Below are 26,034 nucleotides of genomic sequence, written 5' to 3' on the forward strand. Positions count from 1 at the left end.
GACATTGAAATGAGCAACCACAAGATCGCATTGGTCACCGGCGCCACCCGCGGCATCGGCCTGGAAACCGTTCGGCAACTGGCCCAGGCCGGCGTGCATACGCTGCTGGCCGGGCGCAAGCGCGACGATGCCGTCGCCGCCGCACTCAAGCTGCAGGCCGAAGGCCTGCCGGTGGAAGCCATCCAGCTCGACGTCAACGACGACATCAGCATCGCCGCGGCAGTCGGCACGGTGGAGCAGCGCCATGGCCACCTGGACATCCTGATCAACAACGCCGGCATCATGATCGAGGACATGCAGCGCACGCCGTCGCAGCAGAGCCTGGAGGTGTGGAAGCGCACCTTCGACACCAACCTGTTCGCGGTCGTCAGCGTCACCAAGGCGTTCCTGCCGCTGCTGCGTCGCTCGCTGGCTGGGCGCATCGTCAATGTGTCCAGCATGCTCGGCTCGCTAACCCTGCATACCCAGCCCGGTTCGCCGATCTACGACTTCAAGATTCCCGCCTACGACGCCTCCAAGAGCGCGGTCAACAGCTGGACGGTGCACCTGGCCCATGAGCTGCGCGACACCGCCATCAAGGTCAACACCGTGCATCCGGGCTACGTCAAAACCGACATGAACGGTGGCGGCGGCGAGATCGAGGTGGAGCAGGGCGCGCACAGCAGCGTGCAGATGGCATTGCTCGACGCGCACGGCGCCACCGGCAGCTTTACGCATCTGGGAGAAGTGTTGCCATGGTAAGAACCTTTCTGAGCGTGGCACTGGCCGCGCTGGTGCTCAGCGGCTGCGCGGTGGGGCCGGATTACCGGCCCGACCCGCCGGCCGCGGTGACCTTGCAGGGCGCGCAGGATGCGGCCTTCAGCGGCGAATCGCCGGTCGGTAACTGGTGGTCGCAGTTCGACGACCCGGTGCTGGAACAACTGGTGCGCGATGCCTTGTTCGCCAACCACGATCTGCGCATCGCCGTGTCGCGCGTCAAGCAGGCACGCGCGGTGTTCGTCGAGCGTCGCCTCGACCAGGCCCCGCACATCACCGCGCAGGGTAGCTTCGATCGACGCGAACAACAGCAGGTGGTTGCCGGCAACCAGCGCTTCCTCACCGAGCAGACCACCCTGGGCCTGGATGCGGCCTGGGAGCTGGATCTGTTCGGCCGTCAGCGGCGCGCCTCGGAAGCGGCGCGTGCGGATCTGGAAGCCGAGCAGGCCGGCCTGCTCGACGTGCAGGTCACCGTCGCTGCCGAAGTGGCGCGCAACTACTTCGAGTTGCGCGGCACGCAAAAGCAGCTGGAGGTGTCCAAGCGCACGCTGACCAACCTGCACGACACCCAGCGGCTGACGCAGACGCGTTGGGACCTGGGCGCCGGCAGCGAACTGGATGTGCAGAGCAGCCTGGCGCGCCTGAAGGCGATCGAGGCGGACATTCCGTTGCTGGAAACCGCCGAGGCGCAGTACCGCCATCGCATGGCGGTGCTGCTCGGCCAGCCGCCCAATGCCCTGGACGCCACCCTGGTAGCGCGCACCACGCCCGCGTTCGCACGTGCATTACCGCTGGGCGATACCGCCGGCTTGTTGCGTCAGCGCCCGGACGTGCGCAGCGCCGAACGTCGCCTGGCAGCGGCCACCGCGCAGGTCGGCGTGGCCACCGCGGATCTGTTCCCGCGCATCAGCGTCAGCGGCTTTGTCGGCTTCCTGTCCGGCGACGCGGCCAGGCTGACCGAGGGCAGCGGCAAGGCCTGGTCGATCACCCCGTCGATCAGCTGGGCGGCATTCGACTTCGGCACCGTGCGTGCACGCCTGCGTGCCAGCAAGGCGCAGGCCGACGGTGCCTTGGCGCAATACCAGCAGACCGTGTTGCTGGCGCTGGAAGACACCGAGAACGCCTTGATCGGCTACGGCCGCCAGCAGGCGCGCCTGGCGATCGTGGTGGAGCAGGCCAATGCGGCGCGGCGTGCCGAACAACTGGCGCAGATCCGCTACCGCGAGGGCTCGGAAGACTTCCTGACCCTGCTGGACGCGCAACGCACCCAGCTGGCCGCCGACGATGCGTTGGCGCAGGCCGAGGCCGCGGTGAATGTCGGCGTGGTCGGTGTGTACAAGGCGCTGGGCGGCTGGAAGCAGGGCGAAGCACCTGCGGCACCGGTGGCCGTGCTCAATCGGTGAGGCAGGCCTGCAGGGCGACCGTCAGGTTGCCCTGCAGGCACCCGGCTGCGCCAACGCCTCGTCGGCCGATACGGCGGCTGGATTCCGGGCGACCGTCGGCATGCCTGCCGACCGGCTGATCACACAAGGGCTGCGCTCAGTCGGCCACCCGCACGCTGTCGCGGCCGCCGTTCTTGGCCAGATACAGCGCTGCATCGGCACGCGAAAACCAGTCCTGCCAATGCGTTTCGCCGTCATGGCGGGCCGCGCCCAGCGACACCGTGATCCGCCCGCCGGGGCCACGCAGCCCGTTGCGGATCACCTTGCGCAGGCGCTCGGTGGCCGCTTCCAGTTCCTGCAGGGAGCCGGCACGCAACAGCACCACGAATTCTTCGCCGCCGAAGCGGAACACCTGGTGTGGCTCGCGCACTTCGAAGCGCAGGATGGTGGCCAGATCCGACAACGCAGCGTCGCCTGCGGCGTGCCCGTAGAGATCATTGACCTCCTTGAAATGGTCCAGATCCAGAATGATCAGGCTGTTGAGCCGTTCATTCGGCTGGCGTCGGTCGATCTGATGGGTGAGCGCACGCTCGAGCATGCGTCGGTTGGGCAGGCCGGTCAGCGCATCCAGCGAGGCCAGCTCTTCCAGATGCACGCGGTCGTCCTGCATGCGCAGCGAAAACGCGTACCCCACCGCCAGCGTCACCAGCGTCACCACGACCGTCGACACGCCCTGGCCGGGGCTGACGATCAGGCCCGGCAACAGCAGCAGCGCCGCCAGCAGCGGCAGGCTCAGCAGCACGGCGCGTTGCGGGCCGCACAGGAAGTAATTGGTGGCCAGCACTGGAAACAGCCAGGGCAGGGCGCCATCGCCGCCGGTCCAGCAGGCCACCAGACAGCCGCCCACATTGATCGAGGCCAGCCACACGCCGCCAGCGCCGGTGCGCTCTGCATCGCGCATCTTCCAGCCACGCCATATCGCAAGCACACCGAGCGATGCGGTGATCAGGCAGGCCAGCGCCTGACCGGTAATGGCCAGGTACACCGCATAGAGGCAAAGCAACAGCGCGGTGATCGGCCCCAGCATCTTGACGATGCCGAGACGGAAATCCCGCCGCAGGTGGAGGATCACAGGGAAGGTTCTATAGGAGTCGGCATCATTATCGGCGGAGCCTTGCGAAAGTTGAGCGTGCACGCGCCGCGGCAGCGGGTCGGAAAATGAAGCGTTGCCGGGTCGGGCTTCGCACATCCTTGACGGCCGTGCCGCAACCGTAGCGTCTTTGCCGTCGGAGTCTGCCATGCCCACACGCGAAGAACTCGACATGCGCCTGGACGCGCTGCAGGACGAACTGCCGCAGCTATCGGCCGATGAAGACGCGGATTTCGACTATCTCGATTTTCAGGCGCGTGCCCAGGCCGTGCTCAGCAGTGCCGCGGCCGAGGACGCGGCCTATGTGCGGACCCGCGTCGACAACATGCTGGCGGGTGCCGGCCTGATTCCAACCGATGCGCATGGGCGCAGTTGCGCTTGATGCCCGCTGTGCGCGGTCAGTGCAATGCCTGCATTGCGGGCGCGCGTGGCGCGTCGGTATGCCCGCAGACGCAGGTCCAATCTGATAACGGCATGTCTCAGCCTGCGGCTGCGGTGCCCGCACTCACTACCTGATTGCGTCCGGCCTGCTTGGCGCGGTACAGCGCCTCGTCCGCGCGACGCAGCAACTGCGCCATATTGCCCGCATGTTGGGGAAAGCTGGCCGCACCGAAGGAGGCGCTGACCTTCGGCAACGACACGCCATCGGCCATCACCTGCAGCGTTTCGATGCCGGCACGCAGCTTCTCGGCCATCCTGCAGGCGGTCGCCAGATCCACTTCCGGCAGGATGATCGTCAACTCCTCGCCGCCATAGCGGCAGCAGATGTCTTCGCCGCGCGTCTGCGCCAGCAGGAATTCGCCGATCGCCGCCAGCACGCGGTCGCCGCCGCTGTGGCCGTGCAGATCGTTGAACTGCTTGAAGTGGTCCACGTCCAGCATCAGCACCGACAAGGGGAGGGCCCGCCGCGTGCAGCGCGCCAGTTCGTGATTGAGCGCTTCTTCGAGATAACGGCGGTTGTACAGACCGGTCAACGGATCGCGAATGGATTGCTGGCGCAGCGTCTCGCGCAGGCGCAGGTTGTGCAGCGCCAGCGACAGTTGTTCGGCTGCGGCCTCGGCCACGGTCAACGAGGCCAGATCGCGCGGATCCTCGCTGCGTAGCGCCAGCATCCCCAGTTGCGTGCCCTGAGCCGATAGCGGGATGCAGGCGGTGCTCGCATGCGCCGGAAGATTGGCGCCGACGTGTTGGCAGAGCATGCCCTGGCTGGCGTCTTCCACCACATGCGTGCGGTCGCGGCGCAAGGCCCAGCACGTGTCCGGCGCGATGCTGGCGCTGTCGTCGTCGGCCATCGTGCCCCAGGCCACCACCTGTTCGGCACGATCGCGCGAGGCGCGCAGCAAATAGACCGCGCCGGCCGCGCCCGGGATCAGCGGAGCGATCGTGCGGGCGGTGATTTCCAGCGCTTCCTCGGCATTGCGGCAGTTCTGCAGCAGGCCCGAGTAACGTGCCAGCGCCTCCAGCCCGGCCGACGTGCGTTCGAGCGTGGCGAACGATTCGATCAGGCGTTCGCTGGTCGTGCTGGCCGCGTCTTCGGCGAGCACGCGTCGTTCCAGTTCGCGCGACAGCAACCGGTAGGCCAGCAACATCACCAGCAAGCCGCTGAAAATCCCGACCACCGTCACCCACAGCACCCACTGCGCGCTGCGCGCATTGGTGTCGGTACGCTTCACCAGTTGCTGGCGCTCCAGTTCCGTCATGGTCTGCACCTGGCGGCGCAGCGACGACGAGGTCTGGAACACGCCGCGTGCGATCGAGGCGCGCGCGCCATCCAGGCCCTGCTTGCGATAGCTGTGCAACAGGTCATTGATCTGGACCAGGCGCATGTCCACCAGGCGTCCGAGCGCCACGACGTTGCGCCGCTGCACCGGGTTGTCCTGCACCAGGGCATCCAGCCGCACGATGCGCTCTGGAAGCCGCCCGATCGCATCGGCGTACACCCCGAGAAACGCTTCATTGTCGGTCAGGACATAGCCACGCACCGACGACTCTGCCGACAGCATCCCGGCCTGGATCTCGTCGATGCTGGCGATCACTTCCTGCGTATGCGTCACCCAGCCGGCATCGGCCAGCGAGCGCTGCGTGGTGAAATAACCGCCCACCCCGATCAGGACGAAGATCACCCCGCCAAGCAACAAGGCGCCGGCGGCGTGACGTTTTGCGTTCCTGGTTAACACCGTGTTCCCCTGACATCGATTGTCTGGTTGAGGCTGATGCAAGTCGCGTGCCCATGCTCCACTTCGCTTGTCAGTCAGCTGCGGGACGGGCTTGAGGTCGCTCCGGCGCCGGCACGACGGTATCCTTCATGCTCGTCACCGAGCCGGGCAACAGAGTGGTCATTTTCCTTGGTAGCTATCGATTGACCTGTCGCGCTGCCCGGGGCGATGGCCCCAGCCGCGGCTGGGTCGCCGACTGGCAGATCGCCCAGATTGGGGCCGGCAGCGCCGGCGACCTGGCGGGCAGCGCCCTGTCGGCCACGTTTCCCGACCACCGCAGCGCCATGGCCGCCGCCCGGGTTGCCGGCATGGTGACGCTGGAAGCGATGCATGCCGAAGCGCAGCGGCAGCTCGAGTCCGCGTGAGCGGCATGCGTGCCCGGTCGCATCGACCACGCCGGCACCGCACCAGCTGGCATACGGTTTGCTTCCAGCCCTGAGCAACGCTGGGGAGCGTCTTGGACGGAAGCGACATGCAAGAGCCCAACAAAAGTGCCCTGGCCCTGCTGCAGCAGGAAGCCACCGAACTGCTCGCGCTATTCGATCAACTGCGTGGCGATGCAGTGCCGGCGCATGACGCGGACAGCGTCGTCGCAACCGCATCCACCGAATGCACCGAACAGACCGCCCACGTCACTAATTGACTCAGCAGGTAAGCCCGCCGACGTCTGCGATGCAGGGGCTGTCGGGCGAGACGCGATGCGACATTCTGTCAGCGCGATGTCGCTGCCGATCATGCGTCACCACGGCAGGGTATCGCCCATGAAAAAGGCCGGAAGCCCTCTGCATCGAGGAGTCCCGGCCTTAGTCGGTCGTCTTAGGACCGTTATTTGGTGGAGGTGGGCGGAATCGAACCGCCGTCCGGAAGCACTCCATCCCCAGCACTACATGCTTAGCCCTCCGTTGGATCTCATTCCCAGGCAGCACGGTTGGCAAAGCGCACCTGGAAACTAGCCTGCTTTATCTAACCGGTAGCTGACAGGCAGCCACTACCGATGGTTCCGTGATAATGACCCTACACCTACGAGCACGGGCACAAGTAGGTTCGGGGGTTCGCCTTAGGCGGCTGTAGAACTACAACTAAAGCCAATTAAGCGGCGATAGCGAAGTCCGAACCGTAGTTGTCATCGTTGGCAACTAAAAGTTTGCTGCTGGATTAACGAGGAAAGCTGCCCCCTCGGCATGCGCCAAGCGACTTCGCGACCCCCGTCGAAACCAGTGCACCCCCGGGGAAAGCATCAAAACGCTGACCTGGTCAGTGTAGGGATCGGAGCGCCCTGTCACAAGTGGTGAGACGTGCAGCGCTTACAGTGGCTTCAGTCCTATCGGACGGAAAAGTCTGGTAATCAAGGAGCGAAGCGATGGCGACAGGCAAGCCCCCAGGTCCGCGGCAGGCAAGCAGCACGCCCCGCAAACGCGCATCGGGCGTCGACGCCCCCAGGCCTCGACGCGCAGCCAAGGCTGCGCAGCAGCAAGCGCAGGACACCGTACTGACGCGCGTGCAGGGCAAGGCGCGCACCGTGATCTACATCCATGGCATCGGCAACAAGCCGCCGGCCGAGGTGTTGCGCTGTCAGTGGGACAAGGCCTTGTTCGGGCGGCCGATGGGCGAGCGCACGCGCCTGGCGTACTGGGTCAATCGCGAGCGCTATCCGGTTGCCGAACCCGGTAACTGCGACGCACGCGATGTCGGCCCGGCGCTCAATCAGAGCGTGCAGCGCGCCTTGAGCACGCTTGGGCTGGTGCCAGGCGAGCAGGATCTGCATCTGCTCGCCGATGCCTTGGCGCAGAGCGAGCAAGAGCGTGTCGATCTGCACCGCTTGCTGGACGAACTGGATGCCGCGCCCGCGATGCCGGCGGCGGGCCAGGTGCAGGCCAAAGGTCCGATCGATGCGATCAACCGCGTGCTGCTGCGGCTGATCTCCGCCGCGCTGCTGCAGGACGTGCACGATTTGTTCTTCGTGCCCGAGCGTGCGGCGCTGATGCGCGAGAGCCTGACGCAGCGGTTGCGCTCGGGTGGCGGGCCGTTTGTGGTGGTGGCGCACAGCCAGGGATCGATGATCGCCTTTGACGTGTTGCGTCAGCTCCAGGCGGCCGAGTGCGAGGTCAGCCTGTTCCTGACCCTGGGCTCGCCCTTGGGCCTGCCGCAGGTGCGCAGCATGTTCAAGCGCTGGACCGGCACGCGCAAGCTGCCCTTTCCCGCGTGCGTGCGGCGCTGGATCAACGTGGCCGACACGCGCGACCCGATCGCGCTGGATCCGGATCTCGGCGACGACATCGCCAATGCCAAGGGGCGCTTCGAAAACCTCGCGGGCGCGCGCTTGAATCCGGACTGGCAGCACAACGCGCATTCGGGTTCGGGCTATCTGTCGATTCCGCAGGTGCGCGCGGCGGTGCGCGAAGCGGTGGGCGTCGGCTTCGACCAACCGGTCTCCAATGCGGTGCTGATCAAGGATCTCAGCGAGCAGCTGGAAGCACATGGCGCCGAGTACCGGCACGAAGTGCTGATCGAGCTGGATCGCCGGTTGCTGGGCGACGACCCGGCCGCCACGCGTGCGCTGCTGTTGGCGCAGTTGCGCCAGACGGCTGCAGCGACCACCGGCTTGAGCGGCGATGCGCTGGACGAGGCGATCGAGCTGGAAGATGGCTTGCAGCGGTTCGTGTCGGCGCGGCTGACGCGGTTCGAGATCGAATCGCTGCAGGACCGCTACCGCGCGCTGGGATTCCGGCGCGTGTGGCGCGATGCCGGCAAGCGCGCGTTGATCAACGTGTCCGGCAACGTCCTGCATGCCGATGCGGCGCGCACCGCGTATCGCGCGCGCGGGCAACAGATCGGCTGGGCGGTGCTGGACACCGGTATCGCAGCCAGTCACCCGCATTTCTTCGTAAAGGGGGAGCGCGACACGGTGGTCGCGCAATGGGATTGCACGCGGCGGGGTGCAGCCAGGCGATTGACGCGCGCCGACGGCGATGCCTTCGCTCGGCTGGATCGTCACGGGCACGGCACGCATATCGCCGGGATCATCGCCGGCCATAGCCGCGCGGTGATTCCCGACGCGCAGGGCAACCCGGGCAAACCGCTGGAGTTTGCCGGCATGGCGCCGGACACCCAGCTGTACGGGTTCAAGGTGCTGGACGATGCCGGTAACGGCCGTGATTCGTGGATGATCAAGGCGGTGCAGCAGGTGGCAGCGATCAACGAGCGCGCCGGCGAGCTGGTCATCCACGGCGTCAATCTGAGCCTGGGCGGTTACTTCGATCCGGAGAGCTACGGCTGCGGTTTTACGCCGCTGTGCAACGAGTTGCGGCGGCTATGGCGGCAAGGCGTGCTGGTGGTGGTGGCCGCCGGCAACGAAGGTCTGGCCTGGTTGATGCGCAACGATGGCGATGCGTATCCGGCCAACATGGATCTGTCGATCAGCGACCCGGGCAATCTGGAAGACGCCATCGTGGTCGGCTCGGTGCACAAGAGCAGCCCGCACAATTACGGCGTGTCGTATTTTTCGTCGCGCGGGCCGACCGCCGATGGACGCGGCAAGCCGGATGTCGTGGCGCCGGGCGAAAAGATCCTATCGGCCTATTACGATTTCGACCCGAAAGATCCGGCCAGCCTGATGGTGGAGATGAGCGGCACCAGCATGGCCGCACCGCACGTCTCCGGCGTGCTGGCCGGCTTCCTCTCCGCCCGCCGCGAGTTCATCGGCTTCCCGGATCGGGTCAAGCAGCTGATGCTGGACACCAGCACCGACCTGCAACGCGATCGCTATGTGCAGGGCAGGGGAGTGCCGAATTTGATGCGGATGCTTGGAGCGACGTGATTCGGGATTAGGAATTGGGGATTCGCAAGAGCATGGGTTCTACGCGCCGCGTTGCTCGCCGGGGCCGAGAGCCATGCAAACGCCGGCTGCGAATGGCTTTGCCTTTACCAATCCCCAACGCCGAATCCCCAATCCCGGCTACTCACGCATCCCGGTTATGCCGCCGCATCACGCGCTGCTTGTCGCGTTGCCAGTCACGGTCCTTGGCGGCGTCGCGCTTGTCGTGGTTCTGCTTGCCCTTGGCCAGCGCGATTTCCAGCTTGACCTTGTTGTTGCTCCAGTACAGCGCTGTCGGCACCAGGGTGTAGCCGTCGCGTTCGACGCTGCTCAGCACCTTGTCGATTTCCCGGCGGTGCAGCAGCAGCTTGCGATCGCGGCGTTCCACCGGCACGGTGTGGCTGGAGGCCTGGATCAGCGGGGTGATCTGCGCGCCGATCAGGAAGATCTCGCCGGAGCGCACATAGGCGTAGCCGTCGATGATGTTGGCGCGGCCGGCGCGGATCGCCTTGACCTCCCAGCCCTGCAGGGCCAGGCCGGCTTCGTAGCGCTCTTCCAGGTGGTATTCATGGCGCGCACGCTTGTTCAGCGCGATGGTTTTCGTGGCCGTCGCGCCGTTTGCTTTATCCTTGGCTGGTTTCTTGCTCATGCCGCCATTGTCGCCGATTCGGCGTCATCAAACGATCTTCTGTCTTTCACAAGTTAGCGAATGCCTACCATCCGTCGCAGCGCCCTGGTCGAACACAGCGCCACCCGCATGTTCGATCTGGTCAATGATGTTGCCGCCTATCCGCGCCGTTTCGGCTGGTGTGATGCTGCGCAGGTGCTTGAACAGGACCAGGCGCATATCGTGGCGCGGCTGGATCTGGGGTTGGGGTCGTTCCGCACCTGGTTCACCACCGAAAACGTGCTCGAACGTCCGCAGCGCATCGTCATGCATCTGCGCGACGGGCCGTTCAAGCGCCTGGAAGGCCTGTGGGAGTTTCAGTCGCTGGGCGAGAACGCCTGCAAGGTCAGCCTGACCCTGGACGTGGAAACCAGCTCGCGGCTGTTGGGTCCGGCGCTGGCGCTGGGCTTTCAAGGCCTGGCCGACCGCATGGTCAACGATTTCGTGCGGGTCGCCGATCGCGGCGACGTCTGAGCATGCGGATCGACGTCGTGCTGGCCTGGCCGGACCGCTGCAGTTCGGTATCGCTGGAGCTGGCCGAGGGCGCTACCGTGGCCGAGGCGATTGCCGCCTCCGGTCTGGCACCGGATCGACCGCCTGCCGCGCAGGCGATCCATGGGCTCATCGCACGCGCGGATCAGGTGCTGCATGACGGCGACCGGGTCGAATTGCTCAGGCCGCTGCTGCTGGATCCGAAGGAGGCGCGGCGTCGCCGTGCCGGACCGAGCAAAAAGGCCGGTCCCAACGGATAGCTGTTGGCCGGCACTGCGATGCATGTGCGCTGTGCGCAACAGCGAGCTCTTCTGTTGAGCGATCTGGATAAGCGAGCGCAGCCGGTAGCTTGAACAGGCGCATGTCGCCGCAAGACGGCTGACAGAAAACCGCGGATGTCGATATCCAGATCAGCGCTGCAGTTCCTGACCGAACACGTCTCTGCGACCAGGCAAATAAAAAACGCATCCGTTCAAACGGATGCGTTTTCTGGTGCGGCGACACTCAGGCGATCGCGCAGTGCGCGACCGAGCGCATCAACGGCCGCGCTGCTTTTTCTTGTCGCGGGCCAGATTGCGACCGAACTGCTTGGGTGCCGACTTGGCCAGCTGCTCGTCCTGCGACGGGAAATAATCGCCTTCCCAGCGAACGACCTGCTCGTTCTCGAAGAACACGGTGAAGTTCTTGATCTCGGTGCGCGCCAGACGGTCCACGCGCTGGGTGGAGGTGTAGTCCCAGCGCTGCGAATGGAATGGATCGGGGATCGAGGGGGTACCCAGCAACGCGCTGACCTGCTGCTTGCTCTGGCCTACCTGCAGTTGCTCCACGGCATTCTGTTTGATCAGATTGCCCTGGTAGATCGGCTGCTTGTAGATGATGCCGCAGCCAGCGGTGGAAAGAGCAACGGCGGCGACCAGCAGGAGATTACGCATCGGGGATTAAGTGCTGAGGAAATCACGCCGATGATACACTCCCGCCGGTCGCCGCGACCCGTTTGATGGCAGCTGGCGCTAAATCGCCAATGAACGGAGAACATATGGAAACCCACGACCTGCGCAAAGTCGGGCTCAAGGTGACCCACCCGCGGATGCGGATCCTGGAGTTGCTCGAGCAGAAGAGCAACCAGCACCACCTCAGCGCAGAAGACATCTACCGGCAGCTGCTCGACCATGGCGACGAAATCGGTCTGGCCACGGTGTATCGGGTGCTGACCCAGTTCGAGGCCGCCGGTCTGGTGCTGAAGCACAATTTCGAAGGCGGTCAGGCGGTCTATGAGCTGGATCGTGGCGGCCATCACGACCATATGGTCGACGTGGATACAGGTCACGTGATCGAGTTCGAGAGCGAAGAGATCGAGGCCTTGCAGCGGCAGATCGCCGCCCAGCATGGCTATGAGCTGGAAGAGCACTCGCTGGTGCTGTACGTGCGCAAGAAGCGTCCGCGCTGACGGCAAGCCGGTGGTAGTGCGGTAACGACAAGGCGGCTTCGGCCGCCTTGTGCGTTTGCCGCCATCGGCTGCCTGGGCAACCCCGATGGCGGCCGAGACAGCGCCCGGCGGCTCAGGCGCTCTGCAGCAGCTTGCGTGCCGCCGCGCGGGCCTCCTTGCTGACTTCCACCCCGCCCAGCATGCGCGCCAGTTCTTCCTGGCGCGCCTGCGGGCCGAGCAGTTCGACCGCGCTCTGGGTCATGCCGTCCACCGGCGCCTTGCTGACCCGATAGTGCGCGTGGCCCTTGGCGGCCACCTGCGGCAAGTGGGTCACGCACAGCACCTGGCGCTCTTCGCCCAGGGCGCGCAGTTTTTGCCCCACGATGTCGGCCACCGCGCCGCCGATGCCGGAATCCACTTCGTCGAAGACCATGGTCGGCACGCTGTCCAGCCCGAGCGCGGCGACCTCGATCGCCAGCGAAATCCGTGACAGCTCGCCGCCGGAGGCGACCTTGCGCAACGCGCGCGGCGGCTGCCCGGCGTTGGCGGCGACCAGGAATTCCACCCGCTCGGCGCCGTTGGGGTCAGGGCGCAGGGTGTCCTGCGGCTGCAGCTGGATCAGGAACTGCCCGCCGCCCATGCCCAGCTCGCCGATCAGCGTGGTGGTGGCGGCCGACAAGGCCTCGGCAGCGGTGGTGCGGCTGGCGCTGAGGCTGCTGGCCGCGCTGCGCCAGACGCCGATCGCCGCCTCGATATGCTTGTCCAACTGCTGCAGGCGCTCGTCGGCGCCGCGCAGGCTCTCCACTTCCAGGCTCATGCGGTCGCGCTGGGCGGCCAGTTCGTCCGGGGTGACGCGGTGCTTGCGGGCCAGATCGTGCAGGCGGCCGAGCCGGCGCTCCATCGCCTCGAACTGGGCCGGGTCGGCCTCCAGGTCGTCGCGCACGCGGTCGAGCAGGGCCAGCGCCTCCTCGATCTGGATGACCGCGCTGTCCAGCAGTGCATCGACCTCGCCCAGGCGTGGCTCGTGCTCGGCCACGCGCGCCAGGTCATGGCGGCTGTCCTGCAGCAGGCCCAGTGCGGAGGCGCCGTCGTCGCCGTTGAGCTGCAGGGCCACGCTGTCGCAGGCGCCGATCAATGCGGTGGCGTGCGCCTGGCGGCGATGATTGACGTCCAGCGCGGCGATCGCGGCCGGATCCAGGTCCTCGCGTTCCAGTTCGCCTAGCTGGTGTTCCAGAAAGCCGATGCGGTCGGAGACATCGCCCTGCGCGGACAGCGCATCGCGTTCGTCCAGCAGGGCCTGCCAGCGCTGGCTGGCCTGGCGCACCTGCTCGCGCTGCGCGCCGTTGCGGGCGTAGGCGTCGAGCAGGGCGAGCTGGCTGTGGCGGGCCATCAAGGCCTGGTGTTCGTGCTGGCCGTGAATCTCCACCAGCCGCGAGGCCAGCTCCGCCAGTTGCGAAGAGGTCACCGGGCGGCCGTTGATCCAGGCACGCGAGCCGCCATCGGCACGGATGATCCGGCGCAGCTGGCATTGCGCGTCGTCGTCGAGTTCGTTGTCCGACAGCCAGGTCAGGCCCGGGTGCTGGGCCGGCAGCTGGAATTCGGCCGACAGTTCGGCGCGGTCGGCACCGTGGCGGACCACGCCGCTGTCGGCGCGCAGCCCGGACAGGAAGCCCAGCGCGTCCACCATCAGCGACTTGCCGGCGCCGGTTTCGCCGGAAACCACGGTCATGCCTGGCCCGAATTCCAGTTCGGTGGCGCGGACGACGGCGAAATCCTTGATGGAGAGGTGTCTGAGCATGGGATCGAGTGTGAACGCTTTGGGGAAGCTTAGGGTGGGAGCGGCGGGCAGGGAATAAGACGCTTGCCAACCGCAGGGCCAGACATTATCTATGCCCAGTCTCACCGGATGATCCCATGCGCGCGTCACAGTCCCCAACGCTCGATCCCCGCGCACGCCAATTGCTGCGGACGCTGATTGCCCGCTACATCCGCGATGGCGAGCCGGTGGGCTCCAAGACGCTGGCCCAGCATGCGGGGCTGGACGTCAGCCCGGCCACCATCCGCAACATCCTGGCCGACCTGGAGGATGTGGGGCTGCTCAGCTCTCCGCATACCTCGGCCGGGCGGGTGCCCACCGCGCACGGTTACCGGGTGTTCGTCGACAGCCTGGTGCAGATGCAGCCGCCCGGCGAGGAAGAAGTGCGCCGCCTGCGCGCGGAGCTTGCCAGCGGCAACGGCACCCAGTCGCTGCTGGGCAGCGCCTCGCAGATGCTGTCGGCGATGAGCCATTTCGTCGGCGTGGTCAGCGCACCGCGGCGCGAGCAGTTCGCGTTCCGGCATATCGACTTCGTGGCGCTGGACGCGCGCCGGGTGCTGGCGATCCTGGTGTTTGCCGACAACGAGGTGCAGAACCGGGTGATCGAGCCGCGCCGGGCCTACGAGCCGGCCGAGCTGGAGCGGGTGGCCAATTACCTCAATGCGCAATTTGCCGGGCGCGCGCTGTCGGACATCCGCGCTTCGCTGCTGCGCGAGCTGCGCATGGCCAAGAACGAGATGGAGCAGCTGCTGGCGCACAGCGTGGATCTGGCCAGCGAGGCGCTGGTGCCGGCCGACGCCGACGACATGGTGATGGCCGGGCAGACCCGCCTGATGGGCGTGCAGGACCTGTCGGACCTGGACCGGTTGCGCGAGCTGTTCGAGGCCTTCGCCAGCAAGCGCGAGATCCTGCAGCTGCTCGAACGCACCATCCAGGCGCCGGGCGTGCGCATCTTCATCGGCGAAGAGACCGGCATGCTGTCGCTGGACGATGTCTCGCTGGTCACCGCGCCGTATGCCGCCAATGGCCAGGTGCTGGGCGTGCTGGGCGTGATCGGGCCCAAACGCATGGCCTACGACCGGGTGATTCCGCTGGTGCAGACTGCCGCCCAGGTGCTGGGCGCGGCCATGGAACCGCCCGGCACGCGATAAGCGGCAGCGATCGATACGATCGTTTTGCTTGAAACGCGCGCGCGCGCCCACATACGGGGTGACGTTGGGGCGGGCGTTCCGCTTGCCCGGGAACTGCACATGAACCAAGACCACCCCGAATTCGACTCCGAAGACCTGTCCCAGAACCCACCCGAGACCGATCCGCTCAAGGCCGAGATCGAGTCGCTGCGCAGCGAGATTGCGCTGGTCAAGGCCGATGCCCTGCGCGAGCGGGCCGATCTGGAAAACCAGCGCAAGCGCATCGCCCGCGATGTCGAGAACGCGCGCAAGTTCGCCAACGAGAAGCTGCTGGGCGAGCTGCTGCCGGTGTTCGATAGCCTGGATGCCGGCCTGACTGCGGCCGGTACCGAGCCCAGCCCGCTGCGCGATGGCCTGGACATGACCTACAAGCAGTTGCTCAAGGTCGCGGCCGACAACGGCCTGACCCTGCTCGACCCGGTCGGCCAGCCGTTCAACCCGGACCAGCACCAGGCGATCAGCCAGGGCGAGGCCGAGGGCATCGCCCCGGGCCACGTGGTGCAGGTGTTCCAGAAAGGCTATCTGCTCAACGAGCGTCTGCTGCGCCCGGCCCTGGTGGTCGTGGCCAAGCACGACTGAACCGCAGCGCCCGGCTGAACTGCCGGGCGCATGCGCGAAACGCAGATTCGTGCAGGTGGCTTGAACACCTGCGCACCACCCCCACATCTCAGCCAGACCCGGCGTCGCCGGACACAGCTACAGAATCATCAGGAGCGTATCCATGGGCAAGATCATTGGTATTGACCTCGGCACCACGAACTCGTGCGTGTCGATCATGGACGGCGGCAAGGCCCGCGTCATCGAAAATTCCGAGGGCGACCGCACCACGCCTTCGATCGTCGCCTACACCAAGGACGGCGAAGTGCTGGTCGGCGCCTCGGCCAAGCGCCAGGCGGTGACCAACCCGAAGAACACCTTCTACGCGGTGAAGCGCCTGATCGGCCGCAAGTTCACCGACGCCGAAGTGCAGAAGGACATCTCTCACGTGCCGTACGGCATCCTTGCCCACGACAACGGCGATGCCTGGGTGCAGACCAGCGATGGCAAGCGCATGGCGCCGCAGGAAATCTCTGCGCGCGTGCTGGAAAAGATGAAGAAGACCGCCGAGGACTTCCTGGGCGAGAAGGTCACCGAGGCGGTGATCACGGTGCCGGCCTACTTCAACGACAGCCAGCGTCAGGCCACCAAGGACGCCGGCCGCATCGCCGGTCTGGACGTCAAGCGCATCATCAACGAGCCGACCGCGGCCGCCCTGGCCTATGGCCTGGACAAGAACGGCGGCGACCGCAAGATCGCCGTGTACGACCTGGGCGGCGGCACCTTCGACGTGTCGATCATCGAAATTGCTGAAGTCGATGGCGAGAAGCAGTTCGAAGTGCTGGCCACCAACGGCGACACCTTCCTGGGCGGCGAAGACTTCGACAACCGTGTCATCGAGTACCTGGTCGACGAATTCAACAAGGATCAGGGCATCGATCTGCGCAAGGATCCGTTGGCACTGCAGCGCCTGAAGGACGCCGCAGAGCGCGCCAAGATCGAGCTGTCGACCAGCCAGCAGACCGAAGTGAACCTGCCGTACGTCACCGCCGATGCCTCGGGCCCGAAGCACCTCAACATCAAGCTGACCCGTGCCAAGCTCGAAGCGCTGGTGGAAGACCTGGTCAAGAAGTCGATCGAGCCGTGCCGCACCGCGTTGAACGATGCCGGCCTGCGCGCCAGCGACATCAACGAAGTGATCCTGGTCGGCGGTCAGACCCGCATGCCGAAGGTGCAGCAGGCGGTTGCCGATTTCTTCGGCAAGGAACCGCGCAAGGACGTCAACCCGGATGAAGCCGTGGCCGTGGGCGCTGCGATCCAGGGCGGCGTGCTGGCCGGCGACGTCAAGGACGTGCTGCTGCTGGACGTGACCCCGCTGTCGCTGGGTATCGAAACCATGGGCGGCGTGTTCACCAAGATCATCGAAAAGAACACCACCATCCCGACCAAGGCCTCGCAGACCTTCTCCACCGCCGAGGACAACCAGTCAGCCGTGACCGTGCACGTGCTGCAGGGTGAGCGCGAGCAGGCCCGCTTCAACAAGTCGCTGGCCAAGTTCGACCTGTCCGGCATCGAGCCGGCGCCGCGCGGCATGCCGCAGGTGGAAGTGTCCTTCGACATCGACGCCAACGGCATCCTGCACGTGTCGGCCAAGGACAAGAAGACCAACAAGGAACAGAAGGTCGAGATCAAGGCCGGTTCGGGTCTGTCGGACGAAGAGATCCAGCGCATGGTCGCCGACGCGGAAGCCAACCGCGAGGAAGACAAGAAGTTCCAGGAACTGGTGCAGGCCCGTAACCAGGCCGATGGCCTGATCCACGCCACCCGTACCGCGATCACCGAGCATGGCAGCAAGGTCGGTGGCGATGTGATCGGCAAGGTGGAAGCGGCGCTGTCGGATCTGGAAACCGCCATGAAGAGCGATGACAAGGCGCAGATCGAGGCCCGCAGCAAGACCCTGGAAGAAGCCGGCCAGTCGCTGTACGCCGCCGCCGCAGCGGCAGAGCAGGGCGGCAACGCCGATGCGGCCAGCGGCAACGCGCAGGCCTCCAAGGCCGCCGACGACGTGGTGGACGCCGAGTTCACCGAGGTCAAGGACGACAAGAAGTAAGCCGTGATTTGGGAGTCGGGAGTGGGGATTGGCAGCCGCTAAAGCTGCCGATCCCCATCCCGATATCCTTTACGCGTCGCGTCGCCAAGGCGGACCAGCGCATGCTGTCCGCTTTTGCGTTTCAACGAATCTCAAATCACGAATCCCCAATACCGGCTTATGAGCAAACGCGATTACTACGAAGTGCTGGGCGTTGCCCGTGGCGCCAGCGACGAGGAGCTGAAGAAGGCGTATCGGCGCTGTGCGATGAAGCACCACCCGGACCGCAATCCAGGCGACGCTGCTGCCGAGGCGATGTTCAAGGAGTGCAAGGAAGCCTATGAAGTGTTGTCGGATGGCAACAAGCGCCGTGCCTACGATGCGCATGGCCACGCTGCGTTCGAGCACGGCATGGGCGGTGGTGGTGGGCCGGGTGGCCCGGACATGGGAGATATCTTTGGCGATATCTTCGGCAATATTTTCGGCGGTGGCGCCGCCGGTCCGCGCGCTGCGCGACGTGGCGCCGACGTCGGTTACGTGTTGGAACTGGATCTGGAAGAAGCCGTCGCTGGCATCGAGCGCCGCATCGAGATCCCGACCCTGATCGAGTGCGAGCCCTGCCACGGCAGCGGTTCGGAAGACGGCAAGGTGGAAGTGTGCGGGACCTGCCACGGACGCGGCCAGGTACGCATCCAGCGCGGCATCTTCGCCATGCAGCAGAGCTGCCCGCATTGCGACGGGCGCGGCACGCTGATCCAGAATCCGTGCAAGACCTGCCACGGCGCCGGTCGCGTGGAAGAAGACAAGGTGCTGTCGATCAAGGTGCCTGCCGGTGTGGATACCGGCGACCGCATCCGTCTGGCAGGCGAGGGCGAGGCCGGTCCGGCTGGCACGCCGCCGGGCGATCTGTATGTGGAGGTGCGCGTGCGCGAGCATGCGATCTTCCAGCGCGACGGCGACGACCTGCATTGCGAAGTGCCGATCCGCATCTCGCAGGCGGCGCTCGGCGACACCGTGCGTGTGGCGACCCTGGGCGGCGAGGCGGAAATCCGCATTCCGGCCGAAACCCAGACCGGCAAGCTGTTCCGGTTGCGCGGCAAGGGCGTGCGCTCGGTGCGTAGCCGTACCGAAGGCGACCTGTATTGCCGCGTGGTGGTCGAAACGCCGGTGAATCTGACCGCCGACCAGCGCGCGTTGCTGCAGCAGTTCGAGGCCACGTTCACCGGTGAGGATGCCCGCAAGCATTCGCCCAAGTCGGCCACGTTCATCGATGGCGTCAAGGGCTTCTGGGATCGGATGACGTCCTGAGGCTGGGAGTCGGGAGTCGGGAGTCGGGATTGGGGAATCGTAAGGGCGGCGTGACCGGGCCTGCCGAGATGGTGCGCCAGTGTGGCGATTCGGGATTCGTGGGTGTGGATGCCCGCTCCGAATGTTTGCAGAGTTGCACGGCTGAGCGAGGTTGTCCCTATGAATGCCGGCCCCAGGGGCCGGCATTTGCGTTTTTGCGGCGGGAGCCCGCAGAGGTAAGAGCAATAGCGACTGCTGCCGGCGCACAGACCGGCCTGGTGGCGGCGCGTGCAGCGGCGAGCGGACGGTGGGCGCATCGATCGACGCTGGGCGCGTCGTGGCGCTGGCGTAAAATGCGGCGATGAACAATGCCCTCGACAGTCACCTCGTCCACGGTCGCCGCCAGCGTCCAGATGGTCCTTCGCCGATCGATGTGATCTCGGTGCAATCGCAGCTGGTCTATGGCCATGCCGGCAACAGCGCGGCGGTGCCGCCGTTGCGTGCGCTGGGCCTGCGGGTGGCGGAAGTGCCCACCACGCTGCTGAGCAACGCGCCGTTCTACGCCACCTTGCGCGGCCGCATCCTGCCGGCCGACTGGTTGGCTGACCTGTTGCTGGGTGCCACCGAGCGCGGCCTGCCGCAGCGTGCGCGCATGCTGGTCTCCGGCTACTTCGGCAGCCTGGCCAATGGCGAAGCATTCGCCGACTGGCTCGAGCAGACCTTGCCGCAGGCGCCGCAGCTGCGGTATTGCCTGGACCCGGTGATCGGTGACACGCACACCGGCCCGTATGTCGAGCCTGGACTGGAGCGCGTCTTCGCCGAGCGGCTGTTGCCGCATGCCTGGCTGGTGACACCGAATGCGTTCGAGCTCGGGCGCCTGACCGGTTTGCCGAGTCTGCAGCAGGACGATGCCATCGTCGCCGCGCGCGCATTGCTGGCGCGCGGCCCGCAATGGGTGCTTGCGCACAGCGTGGCCGGTGCGACCGGCGAACTGGTGACGTTGGCGGTCAGCAACGCGGCAGTGTATCGATGGGCCACGCCGCATCTGCCGGTGGATGTGGCCGGCACCGGCGATGTGCTGATGGCCTTGCTGATCGGTTTGCTGCTGCGCGAGGTGCCGTTCGAGCAGGCGGTGGGGCACGCGCTCAGCGGCGTGCACAGCGCGCTGGAAGCGACCCTGGCTGCAGGCTTCGAAGAGTTCGATGTGCTGGCCGCCGCGCCGGCCGCACTCGCGGCCGCACCGCGCTTTGCCGTCGAGCGCTTGGCATGATGGCGCAGCCGGTGGTCGGCATCGTCGGCATCGCCGGCGCTTACGGACGCTGGCTGGCGCAGTTCCTGCGCACGCGCATGCGGCTGGAGGTGATCGGCTTCGATCCGGCAGCTGACGGCGACATCGACGAAGCCACATTGGCGCAGCGAGCGGACGTGCTGATTTTCTCTGCACCGATCCGCCACACCGCCGGCTTGATCGAGCGCTATGTGGATCTTGCCGGCCCGCGCGCCGCGTCGCAGTTGTGGATGGATGTCACCTCGATCAAGCAGGCACCGGTGGCTGCGATGCTGGCCTCGCCGGCCGAGGTCGTCGGCCTGCATCCGATGACCGCACCGCCAAAATCGCCCACCTTGAAAGGTCGGGTGATGGTGGTCTGCCAGGCACGCCTGCAGCACTGGTCCACGTGGGTACAGGCGCTGTGTACCGCGTTGCAGGCCGAGTGCGTGTACGCCACGCCCGAGCACCACGACCGCGTGATGGCGCTGGTTCAGGCAATGGTGCACGCCACCCATCTGGCGCAGGCCGGCACCTTGCGCGACTACGCGCCACTGCTCGGCGAGCTGCGCGCGCTGATGCCGTATCGCTCGGCCTCGTTCGAGCTGGATACCGCGGTGATCGCACGCATCCTCTCGCTCAATCCGGCGATCTACGAAGACATCCAGTTCGGCAACCCCTATGTCGGCGAGATGCTCGATCGTTTGTTGCTGCAACTGCAGGAGCTGCGCGCCCTGGTCGCGCAGGGCGACGATGCGGCGCGCGCGCAGTTTCGCGCCCGGTTCCTGGACGACAACGCGCAGGCGCTGCAGGGCGAATCGCTCGCGGCCGGCAACTACACATATGAGCGCGTGGGCTACCTGCTGGCCGACCTCACCGAACCGCTGACCTTGAGCGTGTATCTGCCGCAAGACCAGCCCGGCTCGTTGCGTGCCTTGCTGCATGTGTTCGAGCAGCATGGGGTGAACCTGTCGTCGATCCATTCCTCGCGCACGCCGGTGGGCGAGCTGCATTTCCGCATCGGGTTCGAGCCGGGTAGCGATCGCGCGGCGCTGGCGCAGGCGGCCAGCGAAATCGACCGCAGCGGCATCGGACGGGTGCTGGAGCGTTCCGACCGCAACGGGTAGCAACAGTGCAGGGCGGCCGTGGGCTTGCCCACTGTCGATGGCCGCAGCAGGGTGCAGATGTCAGGCGCCGATCATGTGCTGGCCGAGCGATACCGCATGCGATGCATCGAGGGCGAGGGTGATTGTCGCTCGGCGCAATGCCAAATAACGCGCACCGGTTTCATCCACACAGGGTGTGGATGAAACCTGCACAAGCATGTGGATAACTGTGCGCAGCCTTTGCGCTGCAACGGCTACGGACGGGTTGGTTAAAAAATGACCAGTGCTATTTCAGGGCGTCGACAGGCGCAGCTCGCCACCATCGGTGATGAAGCGCTGGCCCTGCCGTTGCAGGCGGCGGCCATCGGGCAGTTCGTAGCGTGGCGCCGTATGCGCTTGCATGCGGCCTTGCTGCCCGTTGCGGGATTCGAGCTCGTCGCGGAATTCGATGATGACGTAGGACTCGCCATCTGCACCGATTGCGGGAAATTGCCGGAAAGACATACGCACCTCCGAAGGATTTCAGGGTCGCAGTGCGAGCCGCCAGGGACCGCACGCCCGGCGCCGGGCCGCTGCAGGCGAGCATGCGCAGGCAGGTGTTACCCGGGCGTCATTGCGCACTGCGGCACCGTTTGGCGAGCCGGCCAGAAGCCTGCTCAACGGCTCAGCTGCAACGCGTCCCGGTCGGCCGTTGCCGCTGCCAGCTCGGCACGCGCCGAGGCAATGCGCGCCTGCGCATCGATCAGGCGCACGCGGGCATCGTTGGCGGTTTCTTCGCGCTGATTGACCAGGAAGAAATCGCCCGACCCCAGTTCGAAGCGTCGGCGCTCGGCCACGGCCAGGCGGTCGGCCAGGCTGCGTTCTTCGTCGGCGATCTTGGCCAGCCGCTCGGCAGCGGTGAGCGAAATGACGATCGACTCGACCTCCACCGTGATCTGGTCGCGCAGGTAGCGGCTGCGCTGATCCAGCGCCTCGATCTCGGCGCGTGCTTCGGCGACCTTGCCCTTGGCGGTGCGGTTTTCCAGCGGCACGCTGAAGCGGAAGCCGATGATCGCATCGGTCGGCGAGCGGTTCGGGCCACCCACACCCGGCGCCCCCAGGTCCTTGCTGACCTCGAAGCTGACATCCAGGCGTGGTTTGAGATCGTTCTGCGCCAGCATCAGCCGCGCGGTGGCCTGGTCGATCCGGGTCAGCACCGCACGGTAATCGGGGCGCTCCACCGGCGCGGTGATCCTGCTGGCACCGGCCAGACCTTCCAGCGCCGATGTATCGGCCGGCAGGCGCTCGGTGGAGACGATCAACGGCATGCCGGCATCGTCGCGCAGGTACAGCGACAAGGCATTGGCGGCGCTGGCGAAGTCCTGCTCCGAGCGCACCACCAGGGCACGCCGGCGGACCAGGTTCTGGTCGTTCTCGGTCAGCAGGATGGTGGGCCGCGCGCCCAGCGTCACCTGCCGGGAAATCGCATTGCGGCGCTGCTCGGCCAGCTGCAGCAGGTCGTTGTACGCGCGCAGCTTCAGGCCGGCCGCGACCCAGCTCTGGTAGGCATCCACCGCGCGGCGTTGCACACCGATGGCGACCATTTGCGCTTCGTACTGGGCGACATCGATATCGCCACCGGCAACGCTGCGGCGGGTGCGGCGTTCGTCGACCACGCGGTCGCGCAGCAACGCATACAGCGCGCCGACTTTCACTTCGCCGCCGCGGTCGGTGTAGGACTTGTCTTCGTAGACCGGGAACGCGCCGCGCGAGGAGCGGTAACCGCCGTAGTAGTAGCCGCCGTTGTCATCGAAGGGACGCTTGACGGTGCTTTCGATCGTGCTGCCGTCGTAGTAGCCGGCCTCGCGCGAACGGCCGTCGAGATCGAACACGGTATCGAACGCACCATCGGCCGAGATGCCCTTGCCTTCGGCCTGGCGGACCTTGGCCAGCGCTTCGACGATCTGCGGGGAAGAGCGTGCAGAGGAGCGCAGCACTTCGTCCAGCATCAGCGGGGTGGTCTGGGCGGCGACCATGCCCGGTACGAGCGCGATCAGCAAGGCGACAAGACGGCGGATCATTTCTTGCCGGTCTCGTCGTCTTCGGCCTTGGGCGCCGCCTTGGCCTTGCCCTCATCCTGCGTCGTCGTCGCTGCCGGACGGCGGCCAAACTCCAGCGGGAAATTGTTGAGCTGGCGCCACAGTTCGTAGCCCACCTTCACCGTTTCGCCCTGCACCCAGCCGCGCACCTTGCCGCCCTGGCGGGCGAATTCCTGCGCCGGCCAGGCCGGCTTGCCCGGCTGCGGTTCGACCAGGATGCGGAACAGGCCGTCGGGCGCGGCATTGGGGTCGATGGCGCGCACGCGGCCATCGAACATGCCGTGCGCCACCGACGGCCAGCCGCTGAACTGGATCGCCGGCCAGCCTTCGAACTCCAGCCGCACCGGGCGGCCGGGGCGGATCAGCGGCACGTCGCGGCCGTCGATATATAGCTCGACCGCGCGCTCCACCCGCTCCGGCGCGATCACCGCCAGCACCGTGCCGGGCGAGACCATCGCACTACCGCTGGCGGCGTTGAGCTGCTGCACGCGGCCATCGCGCGGTGCGCGCACCAACTGCGCCGACTGGCGGTTCAACTGGATGTCGATGCGGGTCAGCTTGGCGCGCGATTCGGCCAGCTTGGCATCGGCCTCGGCGACCTTGATCTGGGTCAGCTCGAAGTCGCGGCGGCCGGCCAGCCCCTCGGCGAGCAATTGCCTGCTGCGTGCCACATCGATGCTGGCAACCGCGCGCGATTGCTGGATCGCGGTGATTTCCGCCTGCACCTGGGCCCGCTCGCTGGCCAGGCGGGCGAGCAGATCCGGGTCCAGGTCGCCGACACGCGCGATCGGATCGCCGCGCGAGACATGCTGGCCGTCGTGCACATACCAGCGCTCGACCCGGCCGGGCACGAAGGCGGTGACCTGCTGCTGGCGGTCGCCCGGATCCAGCGCCACCACCTGGCCCTTGCCGCTGGCGGTCTGCACCCACGGCGCCAGCGCCAGGATCGCGCTGGCAATGACAATGCCGATCAGCAGCATCCAGGCCAGCGCCTTGGCAATGCTCGGTGGGCGCATCGCCGCCAGGGTGGGGAAGTGCGCGTTGCGATCAGTAGCGTGCTGCATCGTTTGCCTCCTGCGTGGAGGCGACCAGTTCGGTGCGGGTGGCAAAGCGCTGCTGTCGCTCGGGCTGCAGGTGGAACCAGCCATCCAGGGTGATGTCTTCCGGCCGCCCGGTGCACAGCAGCACCGTGGTGCCGGCCGCCTTCAGGCGTCGCAGCACGCCGGCCAGGCGGTCGGCGGGAATCAGGTCGTACAGCTGCGACAGCATCAGCACGCGCGGGCGCACCAGCAGCGCATTGGCCAGCTTCAAGGCCATCACTTCACCGATCCACAGCGGGTAGCCGGAGGCGGCCAGCCGCGTGTCCAGGCCCTGCGGCAGCGCGGCGATACGGGTGCGCAAGCCCACCGCATCGATCGCCTCCAGCATCGCTTCGGAGTTCACATCGGCCGACGCCAGCGCCAGATATTCGCGGATGGTGACCTCGACAATGGTCGGCCGGTCGAGCACCGTCACTTCCGAGCGCAGCAGATACATGTCGAAGGTGGCCAGGTCCGCACCGCCCACCATGACCAGCCCGCGATCGGGGACCACGTGGCGCTTGAGGATCATCGCCAGCAGCCGCTCCGCGCCGCCATCGGCGATCGTCACCAACTGCTCGCCGGCAGCCAGCGAAAAATCGAAACGCGCGCCGTCGATCACCACCCCGTCCAGGCGCACCGCGCTGTTGCCGGGCGTCTTGCCGGGTGCCACGACCGCGCGTTCCTGCGGGATGGCGAACAGCAGCGACAGTTCCTCGGAGCTGGCCACCAGGTCGTAGAACGCGTCCAGGTACGCACCGAGTTGCGAGATGCCGTAAAAGACCGCGCTGAGGATCAGCTCGGCTGCCACCAGCTGGCCGATCGACAGCTCGCCCCGCAGGATCAGGTTGCCGCCCAGCGCCAGCAGCGCCGCGCTGGCGATCGCGTAGACCAGCAGGAACGCCACCGTCTGGGTGAAGCTGTAACGGAAGTGGCGCCGATGCCGGTCGACATAGGCGGCGGTGACGGACTCGGAGCGGTCCATCGCGAAGTTGAGGTGGCGGCTGGATTTATAGAAGCCGTTGGAGCCGCCGACACTTTCCAGCCAGCGCGCGGCCTCGTGCTTGGCATGGCTCAGGTCGACCGCGGTGCGGATCGACCCGCGCGACCAGATCATCCAGATGCCGAAGATGACCAGCAGCAGCAAGGCATTGAAGCCCAGGAAGAACGGGTGGTAGAAGCTGGTGAGTATCAGCCCGACCGCCGATTGCAGCACGATGGTGAAGGCGCCGATGGCCAGGCTCGGCACCGCTTTCTGCACCACCACCAGATCGAAGTAGCGGTTGAACATGTCGCCGCGGTTCTGGTCGGCGAAGAACGGATTCTGCGCATGCACCGCGCGCACGGTGATTTCCGACACCACGCGTGCGAACAGCCGGCGCTCGAACAGCGCCATGATCCACACCCGCATCGCGCTCAGGCCGGCGACCAGCAGCAACAGGCCCAGCAACAGGCTCGACAGGGTCCACAGCGGCGCCGCCAGCGCGGTATTGGCCACGCTGTTGATCAGCAACTGCACCGAGATCGGCGTGGCCAGCGACAGCAGGCTGATCGCGACTCCGTACACCATGGCCAGGCGCACATAGGGCATGTCCGGCCCGACGATTTCCGCCAGCCAGGCTCCCGCTTCCCGCCATCCGATCTGCTTGCCCGCCATTCGATTTCCGTTGATGAGTTCAATG

General features: G+C 66.4%; 24 protein-coding genes and 1 other RNA gene. 15 read left to right on the forward strand and 10 right to left on the reverse strand.

Going from position 1 to position 26,034, the window contains the following annotated elements; genetic code table 11:
* Positions 1 to 9 precede the first annotated feature (9 nt).
* Both AC1KVE_RS10265 and AC1KVE_RS10270 read left to right on the forward strand, forming a co-directional pair.
* Positions 10 to 741 carry an SDR family oxidoreductase gene (locus tag AC1KVE_RS10265; protein ID WP_016904913.1) on the forward strand — a complete coding sequence of 244 codons (732 nt, stop codon included), beginning with the start codon at positions 10 to 12 and terminating at the stop codon, positions 739 to 741.
* Positions 735 to 2,159: an efflux transporter outer membrane subunit gene (locus AC1KVE_RS10270; protein ID WP_481092670.1), complete on the forward strand. Its 1,425-nt coding sequence runs from the start codon at positions 735 to 737 to the stop codon at positions 2,157 to 2,159. The genes AC1KVE_RS10265 and AC1KVE_RS10270 overlap by 7 nt, the downstream gene beginning before the upstream one ends.
* A gap of 136 nt (positions 2,160 to 2,295) precedes the next feature.
* Here the strand turns inward: AC1KVE_RS10270 and AC1KVE_RS10275 are convergent, their stop codons facing one another.
* Positions 2,296 to 3,270, reverse strand: a complete 975-nt coding sequence (locus AC1KVE_RS10275) for a GGDEF domain-containing protein (RefSeq protein WP_065032447.1) — start codon at positions 3,268 to 3,270, stop codon at positions 2,296 to 2,298.
* Between the two features lie 94 nt (positions 3,271 to 3,364).
* Between AC1KVE_RS10275 and AC1KVE_RS10280 the strand changes: the two genes are divergently transcribed.
* A complete protein-coding gene (locus tag AC1KVE_RS10280; RefSeq protein WP_167708712.1) occupies positions 3,365 to 3,670 on the forward strand; it encodes a hypothetical protein in 306 nt (101 codons plus the stop codon).
* Positions 3,671 to 3,767: 97 nt separating this feature from the next.
* Here AC1KVE_RS10280 and AC1KVE_RS10285 read toward each other — a convergent pair whose 3' ends face one another.
* Entirely contained in the window at positions 3,768 to 5,465 is a 1,698-nt protein-coding gene (locus tag AC1KVE_RS10285) for a sensor domain-containing diguanylate cyclase (RefSeq protein WP_184610911.1), read from the reverse strand.
* Between the two features lie 155 nt (positions 5,466 to 5,620).
* On the opposite strand from AC1KVE_RS10285, the gene AC1KVE_RS10290 reads away from it, so the two are divergent.
* Together AC1KVE_RS10290 and AC1KVE_RS10295 are read left to right on the forward strand one after the other, a co-directional pair.
* Positions 5,621 to 5,869 carry a hypothetical protein gene (locus AC1KVE_RS10290; protein ID WP_065032450.1) on the forward strand — a complete coding sequence of 83 codons (249 nt, stop codon included), beginning with the start codon at positions 5,621 to 5,623 and terminating at the stop codon, positions 5,867 to 5,869.
* Between the two features lie 107 nt (positions 5,870 to 5,976).
* A complete protein-coding gene (locus AC1KVE_RS10295; RefSeq protein WP_166771132.1) occupies positions 5,977 to 6,147 on the forward strand; it encodes a hypothetical protein in 171 nt (56 codons plus the stop codon).
* A 187-nt stretch (positions 6,148 to 6,334) separates the two neighbouring features.
* Here AC1KVE_RS10295 and ssrA read toward each other — a convergent pair.
* Positions 6,335 to 6,731, reverse strand: a transfer-messenger RNA (tmRNA) gene (gene ssrA, locus AC1KVE_RS10300).
* Positions 6,732 to 6,864: 133 nt separating this feature from the next.
* On the opposite strand from ssrA, the gene AC1KVE_RS10305 reads away from it, so the two are divergent.
* Positions 6,865 to 9,321 carry a S8 family peptidase gene (locus AC1KVE_RS10305; RefSeq protein ID WP_481092722.1) on the forward strand — a complete coding sequence of 819 codons (2,457 nt, stop codon included), beginning with the start codon at positions 6,865 to 6,867 and terminating at the stop codon, positions 9,319 to 9,321.
* A gap of 142 nt (positions 9,322 to 9,463) precedes the next feature.
* Here the strand turns inward: AC1KVE_RS10305 and smpB are convergent, their stop codons facing one another.
* Positions 9,464 to 9,967, reverse strand: a complete 504-nt coding sequence (smpB, locus tag AC1KVE_RS10310) for an SsrA-binding protein SmpB (protein WP_006449452.1) — start codon at positions 9,965 to 9,967, stop codon at positions 9,464 to 9,466.
* Between the two features lie 60 nt (positions 9,968 to 10,027).
* Between smpB and AC1KVE_RS10315 the strand changes: the two genes are divergently transcribed.
* Together AC1KVE_RS10315 and AC1KVE_RS10320 are read left to right on the forward strand one after the other, a co-directional pair.
* The gene (locus AC1KVE_RS10315; protein WP_481092723.1) at positions 10,028 to 10,459 is read left to right on the forward strand and encodes a type II toxin-antitoxin system RatA family toxin; all 432 of its coding nucleotides are present in this window, start codon (positions 10,028 to 10,030) and stop codon (positions 10,457 to 10,459) included.
* A gap of 2 nt (positions 10,460 to 10,461) precedes the next feature.
* Positions 10,462 to 10,737 (forward strand): RnfH family protein, encoded by a 276-nt coding sequence (locus AC1KVE_RS10320; protein ID WP_481092724.1) that lies wholly within the window; start codon positions 10,462 to 10,464, stop codon positions 10,735 to 10,737.
* A gap of 276 nt (positions 10,738 to 11,013) precedes the next feature.
* On the opposite strand, the gene AC1KVE_RS10325 is transcribed toward AC1KVE_RS10320, so the two are convergent.
* On the reverse strand, positions 11,014 to 11,409 hold the full coding sequence (locus AC1KVE_RS10325; RefSeq protein ID WP_039528130.1) for an outer membrane protein assembly factor BamE: 396 nt from the start codon (positions 11,407 to 11,409) through the stop codon (positions 11,014 to 11,016).
* A 104-nt stretch (positions 11,410 to 11,513) separates the two neighbouring features.
* On the opposite strand from AC1KVE_RS10325, the gene fur reads away from it, so the two are divergent.
* Positions 11,514 to 11,924 (forward strand): ferric iron uptake transcriptional regulator, encoded by a 411-nt coding sequence (gene fur, locus AC1KVE_RS10330; protein ID WP_016901564.1) that lies wholly within the window; start codon positions 11,514 to 11,516, stop codon positions 11,922 to 11,924.
* A 112-nt stretch (positions 11,925 to 12,036) separates the two neighbouring features.
* Here the strand turns inward: fur and recN are convergent, their stop codons facing one another.
* Positions 12,037 to 13,701: a DNA repair protein RecN gene (gene recN, locus AC1KVE_RS10335; RefSeq protein ID WP_039528123.1), complete on the reverse strand. Its 1,665-nt coding sequence runs from the start codon at positions 13,699 to 13,701 to the stop codon at positions 12,037 to 12,039.
* A 116-nt stretch (positions 13,702 to 13,817) separates the two neighbouring features.
* Here recN and hrcA point away from each other — a divergent pair, with 116 nt between their 5' ends.
* From hrcA to AC1KVE_RS10365, 6 genes are all read left to right on the forward strand, one after another.
* The gene (hrcA, locus tag AC1KVE_RS10340; RefSeq protein ID WP_024939315.1) at positions 13,818 to 14,870 is read left to right on the forward strand and encodes a heat-inducible transcriptional repressor HrcA; all 1,053 of its coding nucleotides are present in this window, start codon (positions 13,818 to 13,820) and stop codon (positions 14,868 to 14,870) included.
* A 99-nt stretch (positions 14,871 to 14,969) separates the two neighbouring features.
* The gene (gene grpE / locus AC1KVE_RS10345) at positions 14,970 to 15,488 is read left to right on the forward strand and encodes a nucleotide exchange factor GrpE (RefSeq protein WP_010366360.1); all 519 of its coding nucleotides are present in this window, start codon (positions 14,970 to 14,972) and stop codon (positions 15,486 to 15,488) included.
* Positions 15,489 to 15,630: 142 nt separating this feature from the next.
* Complete coding sequence (dnaK, locus tag AC1KVE_RS10350; RefSeq protein WP_016901561.1) at positions 15,631 to 17,556, forward strand: molecular chaperone DnaK; 1,926 nt, start codon at positions 15,631 to 15,633, stop codon at positions 17,554 to 17,556.
* Between the two features lie 159 nt (positions 17,557 to 17,715).
* Complete coding sequence (gene dnaJ, locus AC1KVE_RS10355) at positions 17,716 to 18,843, forward strand: molecular chaperone DnaJ (RefSeq protein WP_024939317.1); 1,128 nt, start codon at positions 17,716 to 17,718, stop codon at positions 18,841 to 18,843.
* Positions 18,844 to 19,183: 340 nt separating this feature from the next.
* Positions 19,184 to 20,092, forward strand: a complete 909-nt coding sequence (gene pdxY / locus AC1KVE_RS10360; protein ID WP_481092725.1) for a pyridoxal kinase — start codon at positions 19,184 to 19,186, stop codon at positions 20,090 to 20,092.
* Positions 20,089 to 21,216 carry a prephenate dehydrogenase gene (locus AC1KVE_RS10365; RefSeq protein WP_102580989.1) on the forward strand — a complete coding sequence of 376 codons (1,128 nt, stop codon included), beginning with the start codon at positions 20,089 to 20,091 and terminating at the stop codon, positions 21,214 to 21,216. Before pdxY ends, AC1KVE_RS10365 begins: the two co-directional genes overlap by 4 nt.
* A 270-nt stretch (positions 21,217 to 21,486) precedes the next feature.
* Here the strand turns inward: AC1KVE_RS10365 and AC1KVE_RS10370 are convergent, their stop codons facing one another.
* The 4 genes from AC1KVE_RS10370 to AC1KVE_RS10385 form a co-directional block, all read right to left on the reverse strand.
* The gene (locus tag AC1KVE_RS10370; RefSeq protein WP_024939320.1) at positions 21,487 to 21,699 is read right to left on the reverse strand and encodes a hypothetical protein; all 213 of its coding nucleotides are present in this window, start codon (positions 21,697 to 21,699) and stop codon (positions 21,487 to 21,489) included.
* 152 nt (positions 21,700 to 21,851) lie between these two features.
* Positions 21,852 to 23,255, reverse strand: coding sequence for a TolC family protein (locus tag AC1KVE_RS10375; protein ID WP_481092726.1), 1,404 nt, complete (start codon positions 23,253 to 23,255; stop codon positions 21,852 to 21,854).
* On the reverse strand, positions 23,252 to 24,337 hold the full coding sequence (locus AC1KVE_RS10380) for an HlyD family secretion protein (RefSeq protein WP_024939322.1): 1,086 nt from the start codon (positions 24,335 to 24,337) through the stop codon (positions 23,252 to 23,254). Before AC1KVE_RS10380 ends, AC1KVE_RS10375 begins: the two co-directional genes overlap by 4 nt.
* Positions 24,321 to 26,009 carry an ATP-binding cassette domain-containing protein gene (locus AC1KVE_RS10385; RefSeq protein WP_104543065.1) on the reverse strand — a complete coding sequence of 563 codons (1,689 nt, stop codon included), beginning with the start codon at positions 26,007 to 26,009 and terminating at the stop codon, positions 24,321 to 24,323. Before AC1KVE_RS10385 ends, AC1KVE_RS10380 begins: the two co-directional genes overlap by 17 nt.
* Positions 26,010 to 26,034 lie beyond the last annotated feature (25 nt).

The organism is Xanthomonas sp. NCPPB 2864, from assembly GCF_056675615.1.